This window comes from Nocardioides ganghwensis (genome assembly GCF_014779655.1).
GTDB lineage: Bacteria > Actinomycetota > Actinomycetes > Propionibacteriales > Nocardioidaceae > Nocardioides > Nocardioides ganghwensis.
In genome coordinates this window covers 207,332-224,411 of record NZ_JACXYX010000007.1, presented here as the reverse complement: position 1 = coordinate 224,411, position 17,080 = coordinate 207,332, and the positions used below count along the sequence as shown (strand labels likewise).

The following is a 17,080-nucleotide window of genomic DNA, read 5'->3' as shown; positions in this document are numbered from 1 at the left end:
CTCCGGCACCGGTCGGGGTCACCCGAAGGGAAGACCGTCATGAAGCACACCCCTCGTACCTCTCTGCGTCGGCCGTACAGAGCGCTGCTCGCTTGCGTGCTCGCCGTCGGACTGTCGTTGGCCGGCGCCCCAGCCGCGAATGCCGCCAACCCCGGCGTCACCGTGTCCCAGCTGACCGCCTGTTACACGACCCTCGGGGTCGGCCGGGCCCAGGTCGCAGCACCCGCTCCGAGGCCGATGCCCTACATCAACACATCACCCAACGTGCACGTCATCGGCGACAACAGCCAGGCCGTGACCTATCGCCCCTACCTTCGACGCTGGACGGGGACCGCCTGGGTCATCGACAGGTACGGCCCCACGTTCACCGGGACCACCAGCGCGATGTACACGACGTGGAACCAGAACGGGGGCCTGTGGAGCTACAGCTTCACCATCGACCCCAGTCGCGCGAAGTACTACCAGTTCGGAGCGGAGGTGTGGTGGCACGCAGACGCTCACCATGGATCGAGCTACGCATACGGCATCGGGGAGCACCAGCAGTACCGCAACGGCCTCTGGTACGGGACCAGCTACTGCACGTTCTGAGCGGGGTTCGGGCTGGGCTGCGACGCACACGTCGCAGGTCAGCCCTCCCGCGCGTCCAGGGGGTCGCCGACGTCTTCGATCCGGGCTGACTCCTCTAGTCCTGCCGCACCACGACCCGCGTGCCGCTCGGGACGACCACCACGTCCTCCTCGTGCGACGCGGCGTCGATGAGCACCTCGAAGACGTCACGCATCGACACGAAGCCGGCGATCTTGTCATCGTCGATGACGGGCAGGTGCCGGATCTCCGCCTCGAGCATCCGCCGGCCCGCATCGAGGACCAGGTCGTCCGGGCGGGCGACGACCAGGTCGGTGGTCATCACGTCCGCAGCCGTCACGTGCTCCGGGTTCGCCCCCTGCGCGAGGTGGGTCACGACGTCGCGCTCGGACACGACGCCGGCGAGGCGCCCGTTCTCCACGACGCCGACGGCACCGATGCCGTCCGACGCCAGCGACTCCGCGACCTCCAGCAGGGAGGCCTCGCCGGGCATGGTCGCCACCGGCCACACCATGATCCGGGCGATCGGGTCGGTGGGGTGCGTGCTGCGTCTGCTGCTGGCGTACATGGTGGCCTCCGTTGCTCGGCGCTCTGTTCCTGGCACCCAGCCTCCGCCGCGGAAGGCGCCGAGGTCAGGGGCCTTGGTCCCCCGTGGGCGGACCGAACTGCTCATGCCCCGAGGTCCCCGGGGCGATAGGTTCGACGTAGTCGCGTCCCTCGTCCCGCGACACAGAACGTGAGGAACGCGGTGCCGGCTCAAGAGCCTCTGTGGGCAGACTCGTACGCGCCAGGGGTGCCGCTGCACCTCGACTACGGCGACACCACGGTGCTCGACCTGTGGGAGCACGCGGCGCAGCACCACCCCGACCGTCCCGCGCTGGACTTCCTGGGCCGTGCCTCGACCTACGCCGAGGTCGATGACGAGGTGCGCCGTGTCGCGGGCGGCCTGCACGCGCTCGGCGTACGTCCCGGCGACAACGTCGCCCTGGTCATGCCCAACTGCCCGCAGAACGTGATCGCCTTCTTCGCGGTCCTGCGGCTCGGTGCCACCGTGGTGGAGCACAACCCGCTCTACACCGCGGCCGAGCTGCGTCACCCGTTCGTCGACCACGGCGCCCGGGTGGCGATCGTGTGGGACAAGGTGGTGCCTGTCGTCGAGGGGCTGACAGCGGGCTCCGCGCTCGAGCACGTGGTCGCCGTCGACATGACCACCCGGCTGCCGTGGAGCAAGCGACTCGCGCTCCGCCTGCCGATCCCCAAGGCGCGGGCGGCCCGCGACCAGCTGACCTCCCCGGCCCCGCAGGTCATGCAGTGGGCCGAGCTCGCCTCCGCGGCACCGCTGGCCGAGTCGCACCCCCGCCCGGACAAGGACGACGTCGCGCTGCTGCTCTACACCTCCGGCACGACCGGTGTGCCGAAGGGCGTGCCGCTGCTGCACCGCAACCTCGTCGCCAACGTGGTCCAGGGCCGCGCCTGGGTGTCGGGCCTCCAGGAGGGCAGGGAGTCCTTCCTGGTCGCACTCCCGCTGTTCCACGCCTACGGTGTGACGGTCAGCGTGCTGCTGGGCGTCGCACTGGCCGCCAGGCTGGTGCTGCTGCCCAAGCCCGAGATCGGCCTGATCATGGACGCGATCGCGCGCGAGGTGCCGAGCTTCGTGCCCGCGGTGCCGCCGCTCTACCAGCGCATCGTCGACGAGGCGGAGCGGCGCAAGGTCTCGATCAAGGGCATCCGCTATGCCCTCTCCGGCGCGATGCCGCTGCCCGCACCGCTCGTGGAGCGCTGGGAGTCCGCCACGGGCGGGCTGCTCGTCGAGGGCTACGGCCTGACCGAGACGTCACCGGTCATCGTCGGCAACCCGATGTCCGACGCGCGCCGGCCGGGCTCGATCGGCGTGCCCTTCCCCGACGTGGAGATCCGCATCGCCGACCCCGAGGACCTCGACCGCGACGTGCCCCTGGGCGAGCGCGGCGAGCTGCTGGTGCGCGGCCCACAGGTCTTCTCCGGCTACCGCGGCCTGCCGGAGGAGACGGCTGCCGCCTTCCACGACGGGTGGTTCCGCACCGGGGACGTGGTGACGATGGCACCCGACGGGTTCCTGACGATCGTGGACCGGATCAAGGAGATCATCATCACCGGCGGGTTCAACGTCTATCCGTCCGAGGTGGAGGCTGTGCTCCGCACCCACGCGGGGGTCGTGGACGTGGCGGTGGTGGGCCTCCCGCACGAGGACGGTGGCGAGGAGGTGGTCGCCGCGGTGGTGCTGGTCGAGGGGGTCCCGGTGCAGCCGGAGGAGCTGCGGGCGCACACCCGGCAGGAGCTGACGCCCTACAAGGTGCCGCGCCGCGTCGTCTTCGTGGACGAGCTGCCGACCAACCCGATGGGCAAGGTCCTGCGCCGGGAAGTGGTGACCCGGCTCCGGAAGTCCTGAGTCGCGCCCCTCAGCTCATCCTCCGCAGCACCCCGACCGGCACGTGCTTGACCACGAAGCCCAGCGGCGCCCAGGGCCAGGCCGGCACCCGGGCCGACTTCTTCTCCTTCTCGATGGCCTCGACCATGGCGCGCACGCCCTTCTCTGTCGAGGCCATGAGGGGCGTCCTCGCGGAGGTGCCGGACATCTCCGAGACGATGTAGCCCGGGTAGAGCACCGTCACCTTGATCGGGGTGCCGTGGACGTCGGCGCGGAAGCCCTCGGCGAGGTGGGCGACGGCGGCCTTGGTGGCGGCGTACGTCGTGATGTTCTTCGGCATCCCGCGCAGCGCGGAGAAGCTGGAGACCATGACGAGGTGGCCGCGGCCCTGGCGGCGGAAGATCGCCGCGGCGGCCTCGGTCTGGGCGAGGGCGCCGATGAAGTTGGTCTCGGCGGTCGCCTTGTTCGCGTCGAAGCGCCCGGTGCCGAGGGGCTGGCCCTTGCCGAGTCCGGCGTTGACGACGACCCGGTCGAGACCTCCGAGCTCCTCGGCGAACTCCTCGAAGACGCGGAAGACCGCGTCGTGGTCGTTGACGTCGAGCGCCTTCACGGCGACGCGTACGCCCGGGTGCGCGGCGACGATCTCGGCTCGCAGGTCGTCGAGGCGCTCCGTACGCCGTGCGCAGAGCGCGAGGTCGTGTCCCAGCGCGGCGAACTGGCGGGCCATCTCGGCGCCGAGGCCGCTGCTCGCGCCGGTGATGAGGATGGTGGTCACGAGGACTCCTAGCGGTACGTGATCAGGTCGGGGGAGAGGTGGTCGTGGGCGTTGAAGGACACGAGCGTCGTGCCGCGCGAACCGCGGACGACGGTCGAGGTGCCGGTGTTGACCGACACCGGGTTGAGCCGAAGCCACAGGTCCGTACGCGCGGGCGCGGCGTCGGCGAGCAGGGTGGCGCAGGCCCACGCGACGGGCCCGCCGCTGGTCAGCACGACGGCCGTGCCCCGGCTCGGCAGCGCGTCCGCCAGCCGACCCATCGCGGCCTCGACGCGGGAGGTGAAGGCGGCGAAGGACTCGTCGTACGCCTCGTCGTGGTCGCCCGACGTCCAGCGCAGCGTCGCCTCCTCGAACCAGCGCTGGAAGGCGGCCTTCTCCGACTCGCCCTCCGCGGTCGTCGGCTGGTCGTGCACGGCCAGCACCTGGAGGTGGTCGAACTCGTTCCAGCCGGCGTCGACGTCGACGTCTGCCGTCCAGCCGGACCCCTCGAGCACGCCCGCGGCGGTCTGGGCGTGGCGGCGCATCTCGCCCGCGACGACGACGTCGGCGGTGACGCCGCGCGCGGCCAGTGCGGCACCGAGGACGCGGGACTGCTCGTGGCCGAGGTCGGACAGGTTGTCGTAGTCGGCGGCGCCGAACGAGGCCTGCCCGTGCCGCACCAGGAGAATGCTGCTCACGGCGCGTCCGGCTTCAGCAGCTCCGCGATCCGCCGGTCGAGGATCTGCACACCGGGCCCGAACAGGGCGAACATCTCGTTGGTGGTCTGCCCGTGGAAGTAGCGGTAGTAGATCTGCTGGGCGATGACCGCGTTGCGGAACAGCCCGAAGACCTCGTAGAAGCGCCACCGCTCGGGCGTCATGTCGAAGCCCATGCGCTCGCAGTAGGCCTGCACGAACTCCTCGCGGGTGATCATCCCCGGCAGGTCCGTCGGCACCCGCTTGGTCAGCTGGAGCTCGTCGGAGTCGTCGGCCTGGACCCAGAAGGCCAGAGCGCCGCCGACGTCCATCAGCGGGTCGCCCAGCGTCGCCATCTCCCAGTCGAGGACGCCGACGACCTGCGTCGGGTCGTCGGGGGAGAGGACCAGGTTGTCGATCTTGAAGTCGTTGTGGATCACGCAGGTCGCCACGTCGTCGGGCTGGTGCGCGTCGAGCCACGCCATCACCTCGACGAAGTCGGGGTTGTCCGGCGTGTAGGCGTTGCGGTAGCGCGTCGACCAGCCCTCGACCTGGCGCCGGACGTAGCCCGGGCCGCGGCCGAAGTGGCCGAGCCCGGCCGCCTCGGCGTCCACGCTGTGCAGCTCGGCGTAGACCTCCACGACGTTGAGGCACAGCTGTCGCGCCTGCCCGGGCGAGAGGGGTACGTCCGCGGGCCAGGTGCTGCGCGGGATGACCCCGTCGATGCGGCCCATCGCGTAGAAGTCCCCGCCCAGCACCGACGGGTCGTCGCAGAAGGCGACCATCGGCGCGACGTACGGGAACACGGGGGCGAGCGCCGACTGGATCTCGAACTCGCGGCGCATGTCGTGCGCCCCCTTGGCCTTGGTGCCGCCGGGCGCGCGGCGCAGGATCAGGTCGCGGCCCGAGGGGTAGCGCAGGAGGTAGGTGAGGTTGGACGCGCCGCCGGAGAACTGGCGGACCTCCGGGTCCTCCTCGAGGCCGGTGGGGTCCTCGGCGTTGGCGCGCAGCCACGCGGCCGCGGCCGACACGTCGAAGGCGTCCTCCTCGCGCACCTCGCGCGCGCCCGGGACGGCGCTCACGAGCCGGCCTCTCCCGCAGGCGTCCCGGTTCCTGAGGAGCCGAGGGACGAGGCGTCTCGAAGGAGGAGCTTCGCCGCCTGGTCGCGCATCACGGCGTCGTAGGCGGCACGGTCGGCCCACTTGAGGAAGTACGCCTGCCGGGCCGGCTCGTCCGGCACGATCACGTCGTCACCGGCGTCCATGCCGGCGAGCACGGCGGCCGCGATCTCCTCGGCGGTGATCCTCGAGCGCTCGACCAGCCCGGCGACGACCTGCCCGACCGTCTCGTCGCTGCCCTGCATGGAGTCCATCAGGTTGGTGCGGAAGTAGGACGGGCACACCACGCTCGCGCGGATGCCGTGTGCCGCGAGCTCGTGGCCGCAGGTCTCGGTGAAGGCCACCGCGGCGGCCTTCACGGCGTTGTAGGAGGCCATGCCGGCCGGGTGCACCAGACCGGCGAGCGAGGCGACGTTGACGAGGTGTCCGGAGCCCTGCTCCTTGAGCATCGGGACGAAGGCCCGGGTGCCGCGCACCATGCCGAAGAGGTTGATGTCGGTGATCCACTGCCACTCCTCGAGCGTGCAGACGTCGACCCGGCCCCCGCCGGCGACCCCGGCGTTGTTGACCAGCACGTCGAGCCCGCCCCAGCGCTCGCGTACGGCCTCGACCGCGGCGGCCCAGTCGTCGTCGGAGGTGATGTCGAGGACCAGGTCGACGCCACCCTCGACGGACGAGGCGGCGACGCGATCGGTGGCGAGCACCTCGTCGCCACGCGCGCGGAACGCCGACACGAGGGCGGCGCCGAGGCCCGAGGCGGCGCCGGTGACCAGGACCCGCCTGTGCTCGGCGCCGGTCACGAGGTGTGCTTCCCGAGCTCGATCTTGGCGATCACGTTGCGGTGCACCTCGTCGGGGCCGTCGGCCAGCCGAAGGGTGCGCGCGCCGACCCAGGCGGCGGCGAGGGGGAAGTCGTCGGACATGCCGGCGCCACCGTGCAGCTGGATCGCCATGTCGATGACGTCGAGCGCCATGTTGGGCACCTCGACCTTGATCTCGCTGACGGCGGAGTAGGCCCCGCGGCTCATGCCCTGGTCGAGCAGCCACGCGGCGTGCATGACCAGCAGGCGGGAGCGGTTGATGGCGATGCGGGCGTCGGCGATCCGCTCGCGGTTGCCGCCGAGGTTGGCGATCGGCTTGCCGAAGGCGGTGCGCGACACCGCGCGGGCGCACGCCAGCTCGAGGGCCCGCTCGGCGAGGCCGATCGCCCGCATGCAGTGGTGCACGCGCCCGGGACCGAGGCGGCCCTGGGCGATCTCGAAGGCGCGACCCGGGCCGAGCAGCACGTTGGAGGCCGGTACCCGTACGTCGTCGAAGGACACCTCGCCGTGACCGAGCGGCTCGTCGTAGTAGCCCATCGTGGTGAGCATCCGCTCGACCTTGACGCCCTCGGCGTCGCGGGGGACCAGCACCATCGTGTGGCGCGAGTGCCGGTCGGCGTCGGGGTCGGAGAGGCCCATGAAGACGAAGACCTTGCAGTCCGGGTTGCCGACGCCGGTGGACCACCACTTGCGGCCGTTGAGGACGACCTCGTCGCCGTCGACCGTCGCGGTGGCCGCCATGTTGGTCGCGTCGGAGGACGCCACCTCGGGCTCGGTCATGCAGAAGGCGCTGCGGATCTCCGCGCGCAGCAGCGGCTCGAGCCACTGCTCCTTCTGCTCGTCGGTGCCGTACTTGAGCAGCACCTCCATGTTGCCGGTGTCCGGGGCGTTGGAGTTGAAGACGATGGGCGCGAGGAACGAGCGGCCCATCGCCTCGGCCACCGGCGCGTAGTCGACGTTGGAGAGGCCCTCGCCGCCGTCGGTGCCGAAGTCGGCGGCGTAGCGGCCGGCGTGGGCGGCGGGCAGGAAGAGGTTCCACAGGCCCTGCGCGCGCGCCTTCGCCTGGAGCTCGGGGATCACCGGGTCGGGCGTCCAGCTGTCGCCGCCGGACTCCCGGGCCCGGGTGATGCGGGAGTTCACCTCGGCCTCGATCGGCTCGATCTCGTCGGCGACGAAGGCGCGCACCCTCCTCTGGAGGTCGGCGGCTCGCGGGGAGAGGGAGAAGTCCATGTCGTTGACCTTCGCACACTGTTGAGCAATGCTCAATAGTGTGGCCGATCACCCCGCACCCTCCCCGCAGCCCGGCGCGGCACCGCCCGTACGCCGTCGGCTGAGCGCGGAGGACCGGCGCCGGCAGCTCGTCGCCATCGGCCTCGCCAAGATCGTCGAGACCCCGATCCAGGACCTCTCGATGGACGACGTCGCGGCCGAGGCCGGGATCTCGCGGGGCCTGCTGTTCCACTACTTCCCGACGAAGACCGACTTCTACCTCGCCTGCATCGCGGCGGCCGGCCGGCGAATGCTCCGCACCACCGCTCCGGACCCGGACCTGGCGGGGGAGGAGCAGGTCGAGATGACGACCCGGCTGATGGTCGAGCAGATCGAGCGACGCCGCGGCTTCTACCTCGCGCTCGTGCACGGCCACGGGGTGGCCGACCCGCGGGTCGCCGAGGTGATGGACTCGGTGCGCGAGGGCAGCACCGAGCGCGTGGTGGCGGCGCTCGGCGTGCCGGAGTCGCAGCGGCCCGTCGTACGTGCGTGGTGGGCCTACACAGAGGACCGGGCGCTCACCTGGTCGGCAGTGCCGACCGGTGAACGCCCGGTCCCGGTGTCGGTGCTGGTCGAGGAGTGCGTCGCCGCGCTCCACGCCCTGCTGCGGATCAGCGCCGGGTGATCAACCCCGGGTGATCAACCCCGGGTGATCAACCCCGGGTGATCAACCCCGCGTGACGCGGGCCTTCACGGAGAAGCGCGCGCGGTCGTCGAGCGACTTGCCGCCGCAGGCGAGCACGGTGTCGCGGTTGCAGCGGTAGCGCGTCGAGCCGTTGACGAGGGTCACGGACACGGCTCCCACCCGCCGGCTGTCGAAGGACACCTTCTTGTGCCCGTCGCCGGCGCGGTTGAGCCGGACCATCTTGACCTGCTTCTTGCCGTTGAGGAGGTGGACCACCACGACGGCGGCCGGCGACGTGCGCTTGGCCGGGCCGCGGACCTGGAGGGCCAGGTTCCACTTCTTGCCGGACAGGCGCGCGTGGGGTCCGAAGACGTAGGACGCCGAGGCGAGGTGGTTGATCCTGGTGCCGAAGCGCTTGGTCCGCTTGCGCTTGCTGAGGACCTTGGCGCCGCGCACCTTGGGGCCGGGGTACTCGGCGCCCTCGGGGAAGTTGACGGCCGGGGTCAGGTTGCCGGCGGTGAAGCGGGCGTAGTTCTTGTGGAACCCGCCCTTCTTGCGCAGCACCTTCTGCAGGGCCGTGAGGCTGTACTTGTCGCCGTCGCGCCTGAGCGTGCCGGCCTGCTTCCAGGCCTTGAGCACCAGCCCGTTGCCGTAGCGCGAGGTGAGGTACTCCCAGAAGACCCAGTTGCCGTACTGGAAGCCGTTGGTGCGGCTGAACGCGTCGAGCGGGACCTGGGGGGCGTAGATCTGGCTGACCGGGAGGTACTGACGGTTGTCGTTGACGTGGGTCGCGATCCGCTCCTCCATCCACGTCGCCGTCGACTCCATCATCCACGGGTCCTCGGCGTAGTCGTAGGCGTACTGGACGGCGTGGAAGAACTCGTGGCCGGCGGTCACCGCCAGGTTGTCCGCGGGCGTGTTGTTGGGGAACTGGCTGGTCGCGAAGTCGTTGTCGAGGACGCAGTAGCCCGAGGCGGTGCGCTTCTTGGCGCGGCGCTCGCCGGCGCAGAACCCGTAGAGGGAGCCGCCGAGGTCCTTGAGGTAGACGTCGAACTGCGGGCTGCCGCCCCGCGAGCCGTCACGCACGGGAGCGCGGTAGCCCATGCCGTCGACGATGGTGGTCCACACCGAGTCCATGACGGCGAGGTTCTGCGCGGGCCAGTCGGGCGACGGCGGCGCGTCGGTGCCGGTCGCGACGTAGTGGATGCACAGGCGGGTGTTGCACACCGGCGGGGCCTCGGCGACCGAGTAGCCGAACCCCTGGGGGTCGGTGATCCCGTCGGTCGGTCGGGCCAGCAGCGCGTCGGCCTGGCGGCGCTCGGCGCCGCGCAGCTGTGCCTTCTGCATCCAGAGGTCTCGCAGCACGAGGGTCGCGGACGGGTCGCTCGGGCGGGCGTTGCCGGCGAGCACCCGACGAGCCGTCGTCAGCGTCTCCGACGCCGTCGGCTCGAGCTCCTCCTCGAGCACCGGCAGCGGCGCCTCGGGGGTGAGCTCGAGCAGGTCGCCCGGGTCGACGACCCCGGCCGAGCCCGGCAGGCCCGGACTTTCGTTGTCGGCAGCGACGGCCGGCGCGGCGAGCGCCGCCCCGCCCACCAGTGCGATGGTCATGGCGGTGGTGACGAATCTGCGCATGGTTCCCCTCGTGTCTGTCATGTCCGTGCCGACCCTAACCCGGCGGGGTGACAACCCCGCGGTCCCAGCGCCGTGACCGGACGGCACGGCGGTCACAGGTCGGCGATGTGCTCGATGATCGCGGTGGTGGAGATCGCGGGCGTGCGCTCGAGGTAGACGACCTCGCAGACGTCGGCGAACTCGTCGAACTTGCCCGCCCAGTCGTCGCCCATCACGAGGACGTCGGCGCCGTGCTCGACGATGTAGTCGCGCTTCTGCTCCAGGCTCTCCTCGACGAAGACCGCGTCGACGACCTTGAGGGCGCCGACGATGGCGAGCCGCTCGCGCTGGCTGAAGATCGGCGCCCGGCCCTTCTTGCGCTCGTTGAGGGCGTCGGCCGAGACGCCGACGACCAGCCGGTCACCCAGCTCGGCGGCGCGCTCGAGGACGCGCAGGTGTCCGACATGGAACACGTCGAACGTGCCGAAGGTGATGACGGTGCGAGACATGCGCGGCATTCTGGCACGCGGGCTCCGAGGGGCAGTGGGGGAGGATGGCCGACATGTCCACCACGGCAGCTGCCTCCCACCCGGGGAAGAAGCCCACCATCTCGCTCATCACCCCGGACCCCGACGCCGACGAGGCGCGTCGGCGCGGCCTGCGGCAGATGCGTACGGTCGCCGTCGGCCTGCTGCTGTTCGCCGCCTGCGTGTACGTCGCCACGCTGGGGCGCGACGGCTTCTGGGGCTTCGTCAACGCGGGCGCCGAGGCCTCGATGGTCGGTGCGATCGCGGACTGGTTCGCCGTGACGGCGCTCTTCAAGCACCCGTTGGGCCTGCCGATCCCGCACACCGCACTCGTGCCGAAGCGCAAGGACGAGCTCGGCAAGGGGCTCGAGGAGTTCGTCGGGGAGAACTTCCTCCAGGAGGACATCATCCGCGAGCGGGTCGCGGCCGCGACGATCTCGGCCCGGGTCGGGGACTGGCTGGCCGACCCGGCCCACGCCCGCCGCGTGGTCGACGAGGTCGCTGAGGTGGCGGTGATCGCGCTGGGCAAGGTGCGCGACGACCACGTCGCCGACCTCGTGACGCAGGCGCTCGTGCCCCGCTTCCGCGAGGAGCCGATCTCACCCCTGCTGGGCACGACGCTGATGGAGGTGCTGCGCGACGACCTCCACCACGGGCTGGTCGACCTCGCCGTCGACGAGCTGCACAGCTGGCTGGTGGACAACCCGGAGACCTTCTCCCGGGTGCTCGAGGAGCGGGCGCCGTGGTGGGCGCCGCCCAAGCTCAACGACGCGGTCACCTCGCGGCTGCACGTCCAGGCGCTCGCGTGGCTGGAGGACATCCGCGACGACCCGCACCACCGGGCCCGTGAGGCGCTCGACTCGATGCTGGGCCAGCTGGCCCACGACCTCCTCAACGACCCGGAGACGCAGCGGCGCACCGAGGGCCTCAAGGAGCGCCTGCTCGACCACCCGCAGGTGGTGACGACCGCGATCTCGCTCTGGAAGGCCATGCGCACGGCCCTGCTCGGCTCGATCCGTGACCCGAAGGGCGCGGTGCGCCGGCGGCTGCTCGACGAGCTGGGCACGTTCGCCGGCCGGCTCCGCGACGACGCCGCGCTGCGGGAGCGCCTGGACCGGGTCGCCGCCGACCTCACGGTCTTCGCCGTCGAGCGCTACGGCGCCGAGCTCACGACCGTGATCACCCACACCATCGAGCGCTGGGACGGCAAGGAGGCGGCACGGCGCATCGAGCTGCACGTGGGCCGCGACCTCCAGTTCATCCGGATCAACGGCACCATCGTCGGCGGGCTGGTGGGCGTGGTCATCCACGCGGTCAGCGTGGCCGTGCACTGACCCCGGCTCCGAGGCATCCGGCCGCTCAGCGGCGACAGGGCTTCATCACCGGCATGATCCGCGACGTGCTCTGTCGCGCGCGGGCGTACGCGTCGTCGAAGTGCGCGAGGTACTGGTCGTGCAGCCACCGGTTGCCGACGATGCGCAGCATCACCTCGTCGTTGTAGAGCAGACCGCCGCACGTGGTGTTGGACGTGCCCGTCACGACCAGCTGGGTCGCGCGCCCGCGGAACCGAGCGTCGGCCACGAGCATCTTGTCGTGGGTCAGCACGGTGCGGACCATCCGGTCGGGGATGTCGCCGGCCGGCAGCGAGCGCTGGAGCCAGTTCTCCACGGTGTCGCGCGAGGTCACGATCCGCACCCGGCAGCCCGAGCGGGACAGCCGGGCGAGTTGGTCGCGCACGTCGGCGCGCTGGATCACCGCGAACATCGCCGAGACGTCGCGGGCGCCGCGACGGCAGCTCAGGTCGCGCAGCGTCGACAGGAGCAGGTCGCTGCGGTTGGGGTAGACGGCCGCAGTGGTGCCGCCGCTGCTCCACGTCTTGCGCCGGTCGTCCCAGCGCTGCCCGTCGACCCGGAGGCTCTGCGCCTCGAGGCGGTTGAAGTAGTCGACGCCGAACTGGTGGAGGCCGGGGTCGTCGATCTTCAGGAGCGAGTTGTACTGCCGGTACTGGCGGTCCTCGAGGTTGGCCGAGGAGGTGATGAAGGACTGCACGCCGCCGATGTCGGTGACGTAGAACTTCAGGTGCTGCACGTCCTGGCTGTCCGGGTACGGCCCGGGCGCGCGCCACGGCAGGCACGCGCCCTTGCAGATCGTGACGTTGGTGCGGGTCGGGTCCTGCTCCTCGAGGGTCCGGATCAGCTGGCGGCCCTGCCGGTTGAGCCGCAGGTCGTCGTCGCCCACGAGCAGCACCGTCGCGCCGCGTCGCTGCGCGGCGAGGATGGCGTCGGTCGGGGGCTTGATGTCCCACCGGAACATCGCGATCCGGATCGTGTCACCGGGGCCGGCGGAGTCGAAGAGCCGGCTGGGACGGTCGAGCACGGTCGGGTCGCCGGGTCGGGCCAGGGGCGAGGTGAAGCACACCTCGGTCCCCGCCTCCGCCCAGCAGCCGGACCTGGGGGCCGGCTTCCGCAGGTCGCGCTCCGCCCCCGCCGGCGTGCCGAGGGCGAGCAGCGGCACCAGCAGGCAGAGCGTCGCGACGGACCGGGACCAACGTGAGAGGCGCACGGACGCCTACCCTAGAGAAGTGCCGCAGACCAGTGAACCCATCGACGTCCCGATCCGCGACGAGTCGATCCGGCTGGGCCAGTTCCTCAAGCTCGCCAACCTCGTCGAGTCCGGCGCCGAGGCCAAGCCGGTGATCGCCGACGGCGCCGTACGGGTCAACGACGAGGTCGAGACACGAAGGGGCCGCCAGCTCGTCCCCGGTGACGTGGTCACGCTGGGCGGGCTGGCGGCCCGGGTCGCCACCGGGGAGGTCGAGATCGACGTCCCGTGGTGATCCAGGTGGTGATCCAGGTGGTGATCCAGGTGGTGATCCAGGTGGTGAGTCGGTGGCGACGGGGTTGAGGTGGAGGTTCCCGGCTACTTCACCTCACGGTGGAGGACCCGGTAGGTCCCGACCGTCAGCGGCAGCAGCACCCAGACGGCGCCCGCGGTCGCGAGCTGGGCCCAGTCGCGACCGGCCATCTCGCCGGCGAAGAGCGGCTGCGTGACCAGGTCGAGGTTGAGCCACCGTCCGGCCTCCTCGAGCGAGGAGACGGCCATCGTGGCGATCGACCAGACGGTCGGCAGGACCAGCACCGAGACGATGGCGACGGGGGTGTTGAGGAACAGCAGGCCGAAGGCCACGCCCTGCAGGACGTAGACCAGCAGGGCGAGCAGCACGCCGCCGCCCATCGCGGCCGTGAGGTCCCACTCGCCGGTTCCGCCGACGAGGTTCGCGACGGCCGACGCGGCGACGGCCGCCGCGAGGACCACTGCCGCGAGGACGAGGGCGGCCAGCCCCTTGGCCAGCACGACGCGCCCGCGTCGGGGCTCGAGGACGAAGGTGACCAGGCCGGTGCGCTGCGACCACTCGGCCGTGGCTGCCATGATGCCGATGATCGGCAGCAGCATCGCCAGCGGCAGCGTCGCGAGCTCGAGGAGCCCCCGGAACGACGCGTCCTCGGCCGGCCCCCAGATCACGAAGCCGGCCAGGACCAGCACCGCGACGGCGGCCATCACGATGATCATCCAGCGGCCCGCGCGGGTGTCGACCATCTTGCGCAGCTCGGCCCGGAACGTCCGTCCGAACGGCACGCCCGGGCGCCCGGGGAGGGCGGTCGCGGTGGGTGCGTCGGCGGCGCCTCGGCCGACGGCGGGTGCGGGGGAGTGCGTGGTGCCGGTGCTCGTGTGGGTGCTCATGCTGCGTCTCCTTCGCGGGACGTGGCGGCCGTGAGGCCGAGGAACATCTCTTCGAGGCCCTCCGAGCCGCCGGAGCGCAGCTCGAGGAGCACGACGGACTCGCGGGCGGCGATCTCGCCGACCACGCGCGCCTCGCCGTCCACCACCAGCCCGGACCCGGTGCGGGACACCGGCACGCCGGCCGCCTCCAGCAGGCGGGTCAGGCGGGCGTCGTCGGTGGACTGGACGGTCGTGCCGCCACGGGCGAGCAGCTCCTCCTTGGAGCCCATCGCCACGATGCGTCCGCGGCCGATCATGACGAGGTCGTCGGCGACGATCTGCACCTCGTGGAGCAGGTGGCTGGAGAGCAGCACAGTGCCGCCGCCGTCGGCGAAGCGGCGCAGCAGCCCGCGCATCCAGTGGATGCCCTGCGGGTCGAGGCCGTTGGCCGGCTCGTCGAGGACCAGGACCTGCGGCTCGCCGAGGAGTGCGGCGGCGATGCCGAGGCGCTGGCGCATGCCGAGGGAGTAGTTGCGGACCCGACGCCCGGCCTCCTTGTCGGTCAGCCCGACGAGCGTGAGGACCTCCTCGACGCGCGCCTTGCCGACACCGACGGACACCGCGGCGACGCGCAGGACCTCCCGCCCCGTACGTCCGGGGTGCTGGGCGGAAGCATCGAGCATCACTCCGACCTGGCGGCCGGGGTTGTGCAGCTCGCGGTAGGTCCGGCCCAGGATCGTGGCCCGACCGGAGGTGGCGGGCGTGAGGCCCGTCATCATCCGCATGGCCGTGGACTTGCCGGCACCGTTCGGGCCGAGGAAGCCGACGACGCTCCCCGGACGGACCTGGAACGAGATGTCGTCCACGGCGGTGAAACCGCCGTAGCGCTTGGTGAGGTTCTCGACTGTGATCATGGCTCCACCCTCCGCGGCGGGAGGACCGTCCCGCATCGGGCGCAGGGGTCCGCGGGGTCCGACCGCGGTATCGACCTCGACAGTCAGGACGACACCTTGGTCGGACGCGATGCGGCCGACCGGCCCCCTAGTCTCGGCACCATGCCGGAGACGCGTGGGAGGACGGGCCGGTTGGCATCGGCCTGGCGCTACGCGCTCGCGGTCGCCATCAGCGCCTTCGTGTGGGGTGTGCCCCTCGTGAGCGCGGGAGAGCGACCCTCCGACGCGGCGCTCACGTGGTTCCTCTACGGCGACCCCGTGCTCGGCCTGCTGTCGTTCGTGCTCGTCCGGTGGCGACACCGCCATCCCGCTGCCGTCGCGCTCGTGCTGACCGCGTTCGGCTGCGTGTCCGCCTCCAGCGCCGGGCCGGCCTCCTGGGTGGTCGGGTCCCTCGCGTCGCACCGACGGTGGCGGCTGCTTGCGGTGGTGGGACCGCTGAGCGTCCTGTCCGGCGTCGTGCAGGAGCGAGTGGGGATCTCCGAGGACGCGCTGCCGCTGTGGGTCTCGATGGCCTTCGGCGCGCTGGTGACGGGGACCCTCGTCGCCACGGGCTACGCGATGGGATCCCAGCGCCAGCTGGTCGACTCCTACCGCGAGCGTGCCCTCACCGCCGAGCGCGAGCAGCTGGCACGGGTGGCGCAGGCGCAGGCCGCCGAGCGCACCCGGATCGCCCGCGAGATGCACGACGTGCTCGCCCACCGGATCTCGCTGGTCGCCATGCACGCGGGGGCGCTCGGCTACCGCACGGACCTCACCGCGCAGGAGCAGGCCGGCGCCGCGAAGTCGATCGAGGAGAACGCCCACCGGGCCCTGTCGGACCTCCGCGCCGTGCTGGGGGTGTTGCGCGACCCGCTGCAGCCCGCCGACGCCGCCCCCGAGCGGCCCCAGCCGGGCATCGACGACGTGTCCGGCCTCGTCGCCGAGGAGTCCGCGGGCGGCATGCGCGTACGGCTGTCGAACCGCGTCGAGGGCGACGTGCCGGCGGCCACCGGGCGCACGGCCTTCCGGATCGTGCAGGAGGCGCTGACCAACGTGCGCAAGCACGCCCCCGGCACGGCCGTCACCGTCGACATCGCGGGCACCCCCCACGACGGGCTCGTGATCGGGGTGCGCAACGCAGCGCCGGTCGGTCCGCGCGAGACGTCGGCACTGCCGGTCTCGGGACTCGGCCTGCTCGGCCTCGCGGAGCGGGCGGCCCTCGCGGGCGGGCGGATCAGCCACGGCAGCGACGCCACCGGCGGGTACGCCGTCAGGGCATGGATACCGTGGGACTCGTGACGGGAGGGAGCAACGACGCGCCCGTACGCCTCGCGGTCGTCGATGACGACCCGATGGTGCGCGCGGCGCTCGCCATGATGCTGGGCGGCGACTCGGGCATCACCGTGGTCGCCGAGGCCGGTGACGGCGAGGAGGCGTTGCGGGTGGTGCCCGCCGCGGACGCGGACGTCGTGCTGATGGACATCCGGATGCCGGTGCGCGACGGCCTCAGCGCGACCGAGGCGCTGCTGGGGACGGACCCGGACCTCAAGGTCATCGTGCTGACGACCTTCGACACCGACGACATGGTGCTGCGCGCGCTGCGGACCGGCGCGGCGGGCTTCCTGCTCAAGGACACCCCTCCGGCTCGGCTCGTGCAGGCGATCCGGGCGGTGGCGTCCGGGGAGCCGATGCTCTCGCCGAGCGTCACGGCCCAGCTGATCGCTGCCGTCACCCGCACCGACGCGTCCGCCGGGTCGCCCGGGGCCGAGGCCCGGGTGCACTCGGCGCGCGCTGCCCTCGCCTCCCTCACCGAGCGCGAGCGCGACGTGGCGGACGGTGTCGCCCGCGGCCTGAGCAACGCCGACATCGCCGCGGAGCTCTACATGGGGGTGCCCACGGTCAAGACGCACGTCGGGCGGCTCTTCACCAAGCTGGGCGTCGAGAACCGGGTGCAGGTCGCGATCCTGGTCCACGACGCCCAGGGGTGAAGGAGCCGCCCGACGTGGCGTTCGTGCAG

18 protein-coding genes are annotated in these 17,080 nt (G+C 71.9%); 7 read left to right on the top strand and 11 right to left on the bottom strand.

Annotated features, from left to right (window positions below; all coding sequences use genetic code 11):
* The first annotated feature begins 96 nt into the window (after nucleotides 1–96).
* Entirely contained in the window at nucleotides 97–588 is a 492-nt protein-coding gene (locus tag IEZ24_RS10850; protein WP_129453662.1) for a hypothetical protein, read from the top strand.
* Nucleotides 589–682: 94 nt separating this feature from the next.
* On the opposite strand, the gene IEZ24_RS10845 is transcribed toward IEZ24_RS10850, so the two are convergent.
* Nucleotides 683–1,153: a CBS domain-containing protein gene (locus IEZ24_RS10845; RefSeq protein ID WP_165355972.1), complete on the bottom strand. Its 471-nt coding sequence runs from the start codon at nucleotides 1,151–1,153 to the stop codon at nucleotides 683–685.
* 168 nt (nucleotides 1,154–1,321) lie between these two features.
* On the opposite strand from IEZ24_RS10845, the gene IEZ24_RS10840 reads away from it, so the two are divergent.
* Nucleotides 1,322–3,013 (top strand): long-chain-fatty-acid--CoA ligase, encoded by a 1,692-nt coding sequence (locus IEZ24_RS10840; protein WP_318151918.1) that lies wholly within the window; start codon nucleotides 1,322–1,324, stop codon nucleotides 3,011–3,013.
* Nucleotides 3,014–3,023: 10 nt separating this feature from the next.
* Here the strand turns inward: IEZ24_RS10840 and IEZ24_RS10835 are convergent, their stop codons facing one another.
* The 5 genes from IEZ24_RS10835 to IEZ24_RS10815 are packed head-to-tail and all read right to left on the bottom strand — an operon-like array spanning nucleotide 3,024 to nucleotide 7,609.
* Nucleotides 3,024–3,767 (bottom strand): SDR family oxidoreductase, encoded by a 744-nt coding sequence (locus IEZ24_RS10835; protein ID WP_129453659.1) that lies wholly within the window; start codon nucleotides 3,765–3,767, stop codon nucleotides 3,024–3,026.
* A gap of 8 nt (nucleotides 3,768–3,775) precedes the next feature.
* Entirely contained in the window at nucleotides 3,776–4,444 is a 669-nt protein-coding gene (locus IEZ24_RS10830; RefSeq protein WP_129453658.1) for a histidine phosphatase family protein, read from the bottom strand.
* Nucleotides 4,441–5,523: a phosphotransferase family protein gene (locus IEZ24_RS10825; RefSeq protein WP_129453657.1), complete on the bottom strand. Its 1,083-nt coding sequence runs from the start codon at nucleotides 5,521–5,523 to the stop codon at nucleotides 4,441–4,443. The genes IEZ24_RS10830 and IEZ24_RS10825 overlap by 4 nt, the downstream gene beginning before the upstream one ends.
* Nucleotides 5,520–6,359 carry an SDR family NAD(P)-dependent oxidoreductase gene (locus tag IEZ24_RS10820; protein ID WP_129453656.1) on the bottom strand — a complete coding sequence of 280 codons (840 nt, stop codon included), beginning with the start codon at nucleotides 6,357–6,359 and terminating at the stop codon, nucleotides 5,520–5,522. Before IEZ24_RS10820 ends, IEZ24_RS10825 begins: the two co-directional genes overlap by 4 nt.
* A complete protein-coding gene (locus tag IEZ24_RS10815) occupies nucleotides 6,356–7,609 on the bottom strand; it encodes an acyl-CoA dehydrogenase family protein (protein WP_129453655.1) in 1,254 nt (417 codons plus the stop codon). Before IEZ24_RS10815 ends, IEZ24_RS10820 begins: the two co-directional genes overlap by 4 nt.
* A 40-nt stretch (nucleotides 7,610–7,649) precedes the next feature.
* Between IEZ24_RS10815 and IEZ24_RS10810 the strand changes: the two genes are divergently transcribed.
* Nucleotides 7,650–8,273: a TetR/AcrR family transcriptional regulator gene (locus IEZ24_RS10810; RefSeq protein WP_207206698.1), complete on the top strand. Its 624-nt coding sequence runs from the start codon at nucleotides 7,650–7,652 to the stop codon at nucleotides 8,271–8,273.
* Between the two features lie 42 nt (nucleotides 8,274–8,315).
* On the opposite strand, the gene IEZ24_RS10805 is transcribed toward IEZ24_RS10810, so the two are convergent.
* Complete coding sequence (locus IEZ24_RS10805) at nucleotides 8,316–9,905, bottom strand: MXAN_6640 family putative metalloprotease (RefSeq protein WP_129453654.1); 1,590 nt, start codon at nucleotides 9,903–9,905, stop codon at nucleotides 8,316–8,318.
* Nucleotides 9,906–9,997: 92 nt separating this feature from the next.
* On the bottom strand, nucleotides 9,998–10,393 hold the full coding sequence (locus IEZ24_RS10800; RefSeq protein WP_129453653.1) for an adenylyltransferase/cytidyltransferase family protein: 396 nt from the start codon (nucleotides 10,391–10,393) through the stop codon (nucleotides 9,998–10,000).
* 53 nt (nucleotides 10,394–10,446) lie between these two features.
* On the opposite strand from IEZ24_RS10800, the gene IEZ24_RS10795 reads away from it, so the two are divergent.
* The gene (locus IEZ24_RS10795) at nucleotides 10,447–11,745 is read left to right on the top strand and encodes a DUF445 domain-containing protein (RefSeq protein WP_224745149.1); all 1,299 of its coding nucleotides are present in this window, start codon (nucleotides 10,447–10,449) and stop codon (nucleotides 11,743–11,745) included.
* 25 nt (nucleotides 11,746–11,770) lie between these two features.
* Here IEZ24_RS10795 and IEZ24_RS10790 read toward each other — a convergent pair whose 3' ends face one another.
* Nucleotides 11,771–12,973 (bottom strand): phospholipase D-like domain-containing protein, encoded by a 1,203-nt coding sequence (locus IEZ24_RS10790; RefSeq protein ID WP_129453651.1) that lies wholly within the window; start codon nucleotides 12,971–12,973, stop codon nucleotides 11,771–11,773.
* Nucleotides 12,974–12,992: 19 nt separating this feature from the next.
* Here IEZ24_RS10790 and IEZ24_RS10785 point away from each other — a divergent pair, with 19 nt between their 5' ends.
* Nucleotides 12,993–13,247 carry an RNA-binding S4 domain-containing protein gene (locus IEZ24_RS10785; RefSeq protein WP_397190678.1) on the top strand — a complete coding sequence of 85 codons (255 nt, stop codon included), beginning with the start codon at nucleotides 12,993–12,995 and terminating at the stop codon, nucleotides 13,245–13,247.
* 83 nt (nucleotides 13,248–13,330) lie between these two features.
* Here IEZ24_RS10785 and IEZ24_RS10780 read toward each other — a convergent pair whose 3' ends face one another.
* Nucleotides 13,331–14,152 (bottom strand): ABC transporter permease, encoded by an 822-nt coding sequence (locus tag IEZ24_RS10780; RefSeq protein ID WP_191192846.1) that lies wholly within the window; start codon nucleotides 14,150–14,152, stop codon nucleotides 13,331–13,333.
* The gene (locus IEZ24_RS10775; RefSeq protein WP_129453650.1) at nucleotides 14,149–15,045 is read right to left on the bottom strand and encodes an ABC transporter ATP-binding protein; all 897 of its coding nucleotides are present in this window, start codon (nucleotides 15,043–15,045) and stop codon (nucleotides 14,149–14,151) included. Before IEZ24_RS10775 ends, IEZ24_RS10780 begins: the two co-directional genes overlap by 4 nt.
* A gap of 141 nt (nucleotides 15,046–15,186) precedes the next feature.
* Between IEZ24_RS10775 and IEZ24_RS10770 the strand changes: the two genes are divergently transcribed.
* Together IEZ24_RS10770 and IEZ24_RS10765 are read left to right on the top strand one after the other, a co-directional pair.
* Nucleotides 15,187–16,362, top strand: coding sequence for a sensor histidine kinase (locus IEZ24_RS10770; RefSeq protein WP_129453649.1), 1,176 nt, complete (start codon nucleotides 15,187–15,189; stop codon nucleotides 16,360–16,362).
* Nucleotides 16,359–17,051, top strand: coding sequence for a response regulator (locus IEZ24_RS10765; RefSeq protein ID WP_242498384.1), 693 nt, complete (start codon nucleotides 16,359–16,361; stop codon nucleotides 17,049–17,051). The genes IEZ24_RS10770 and IEZ24_RS10765 overlap by 4 nt, the downstream gene beginning before the upstream one ends.
* The last annotated feature ends 29 nt before the right edge of the window (nucleotides 17,052–17,080 follow it).

What these genes read in the sequence shown, in the direction of transcription:
- IEZ24_RS10770 (WP_129453649.1), top strand. Translation starts at nt 15,187, where the DNA reads ATGCCGGAGACGCGTGGGAGGACGGGCCGGTTGGCATCGGCCTGGCGC.
- IEZ24_RS10800 (WP_129453653.1), bottom strand. Translation starts at nt 10,393, where the DNA reads ATGTCTCGCACCGTCATCACCTTCGGCACGTTCGACGTGTTCCATGTC.
- IEZ24_RS10845 (WP_165355972.1), bottom strand. Translation starts at nt 1,153, where the DNA reads ATGTACGCCAGCAGCAGACGCAGCACGCACCCCACCGACCCGATCGCC.
- IEZ24_RS10780 (WP_191192846.1), bottom strand. Translation starts at nt 14,152, where the DNA reads ATGAGCACCCACACGAGCACCGGCACCACGCACTCCCCCGCACCCGCC.
- IEZ24_RS10795 (WP_224745149.1), top strand. Translation starts at nt 10,447, where the DNA reads ATGTCCACCACGGCAGCTGCCTCCCACCCGGGGAAGAAGCCCACCATC.
- IEZ24_RS10815 (WP_129453655.1), bottom strand. Translation starts at nt 7,609, where the DNA reads ATGGACTTCTCCCTCTCCCCGCGAGCCGCCGACCTCCAGAGGAGGGTG.
- IEZ24_RS10775 (WP_129453650.1), bottom strand. Translation starts at nt 15,045, where the DNA reads ATGATCACAGTCGAGAACCTCACCAAGCGCTACGGCGGTTTCACCGCC.
- IEZ24_RS10805 (WP_129453654.1), bottom strand. Translation starts at nt 9,905, where the DNA reads ATGCGCAGATTCGTCACCACCGCCATGACCATCGCACTGGTGGGCGGG.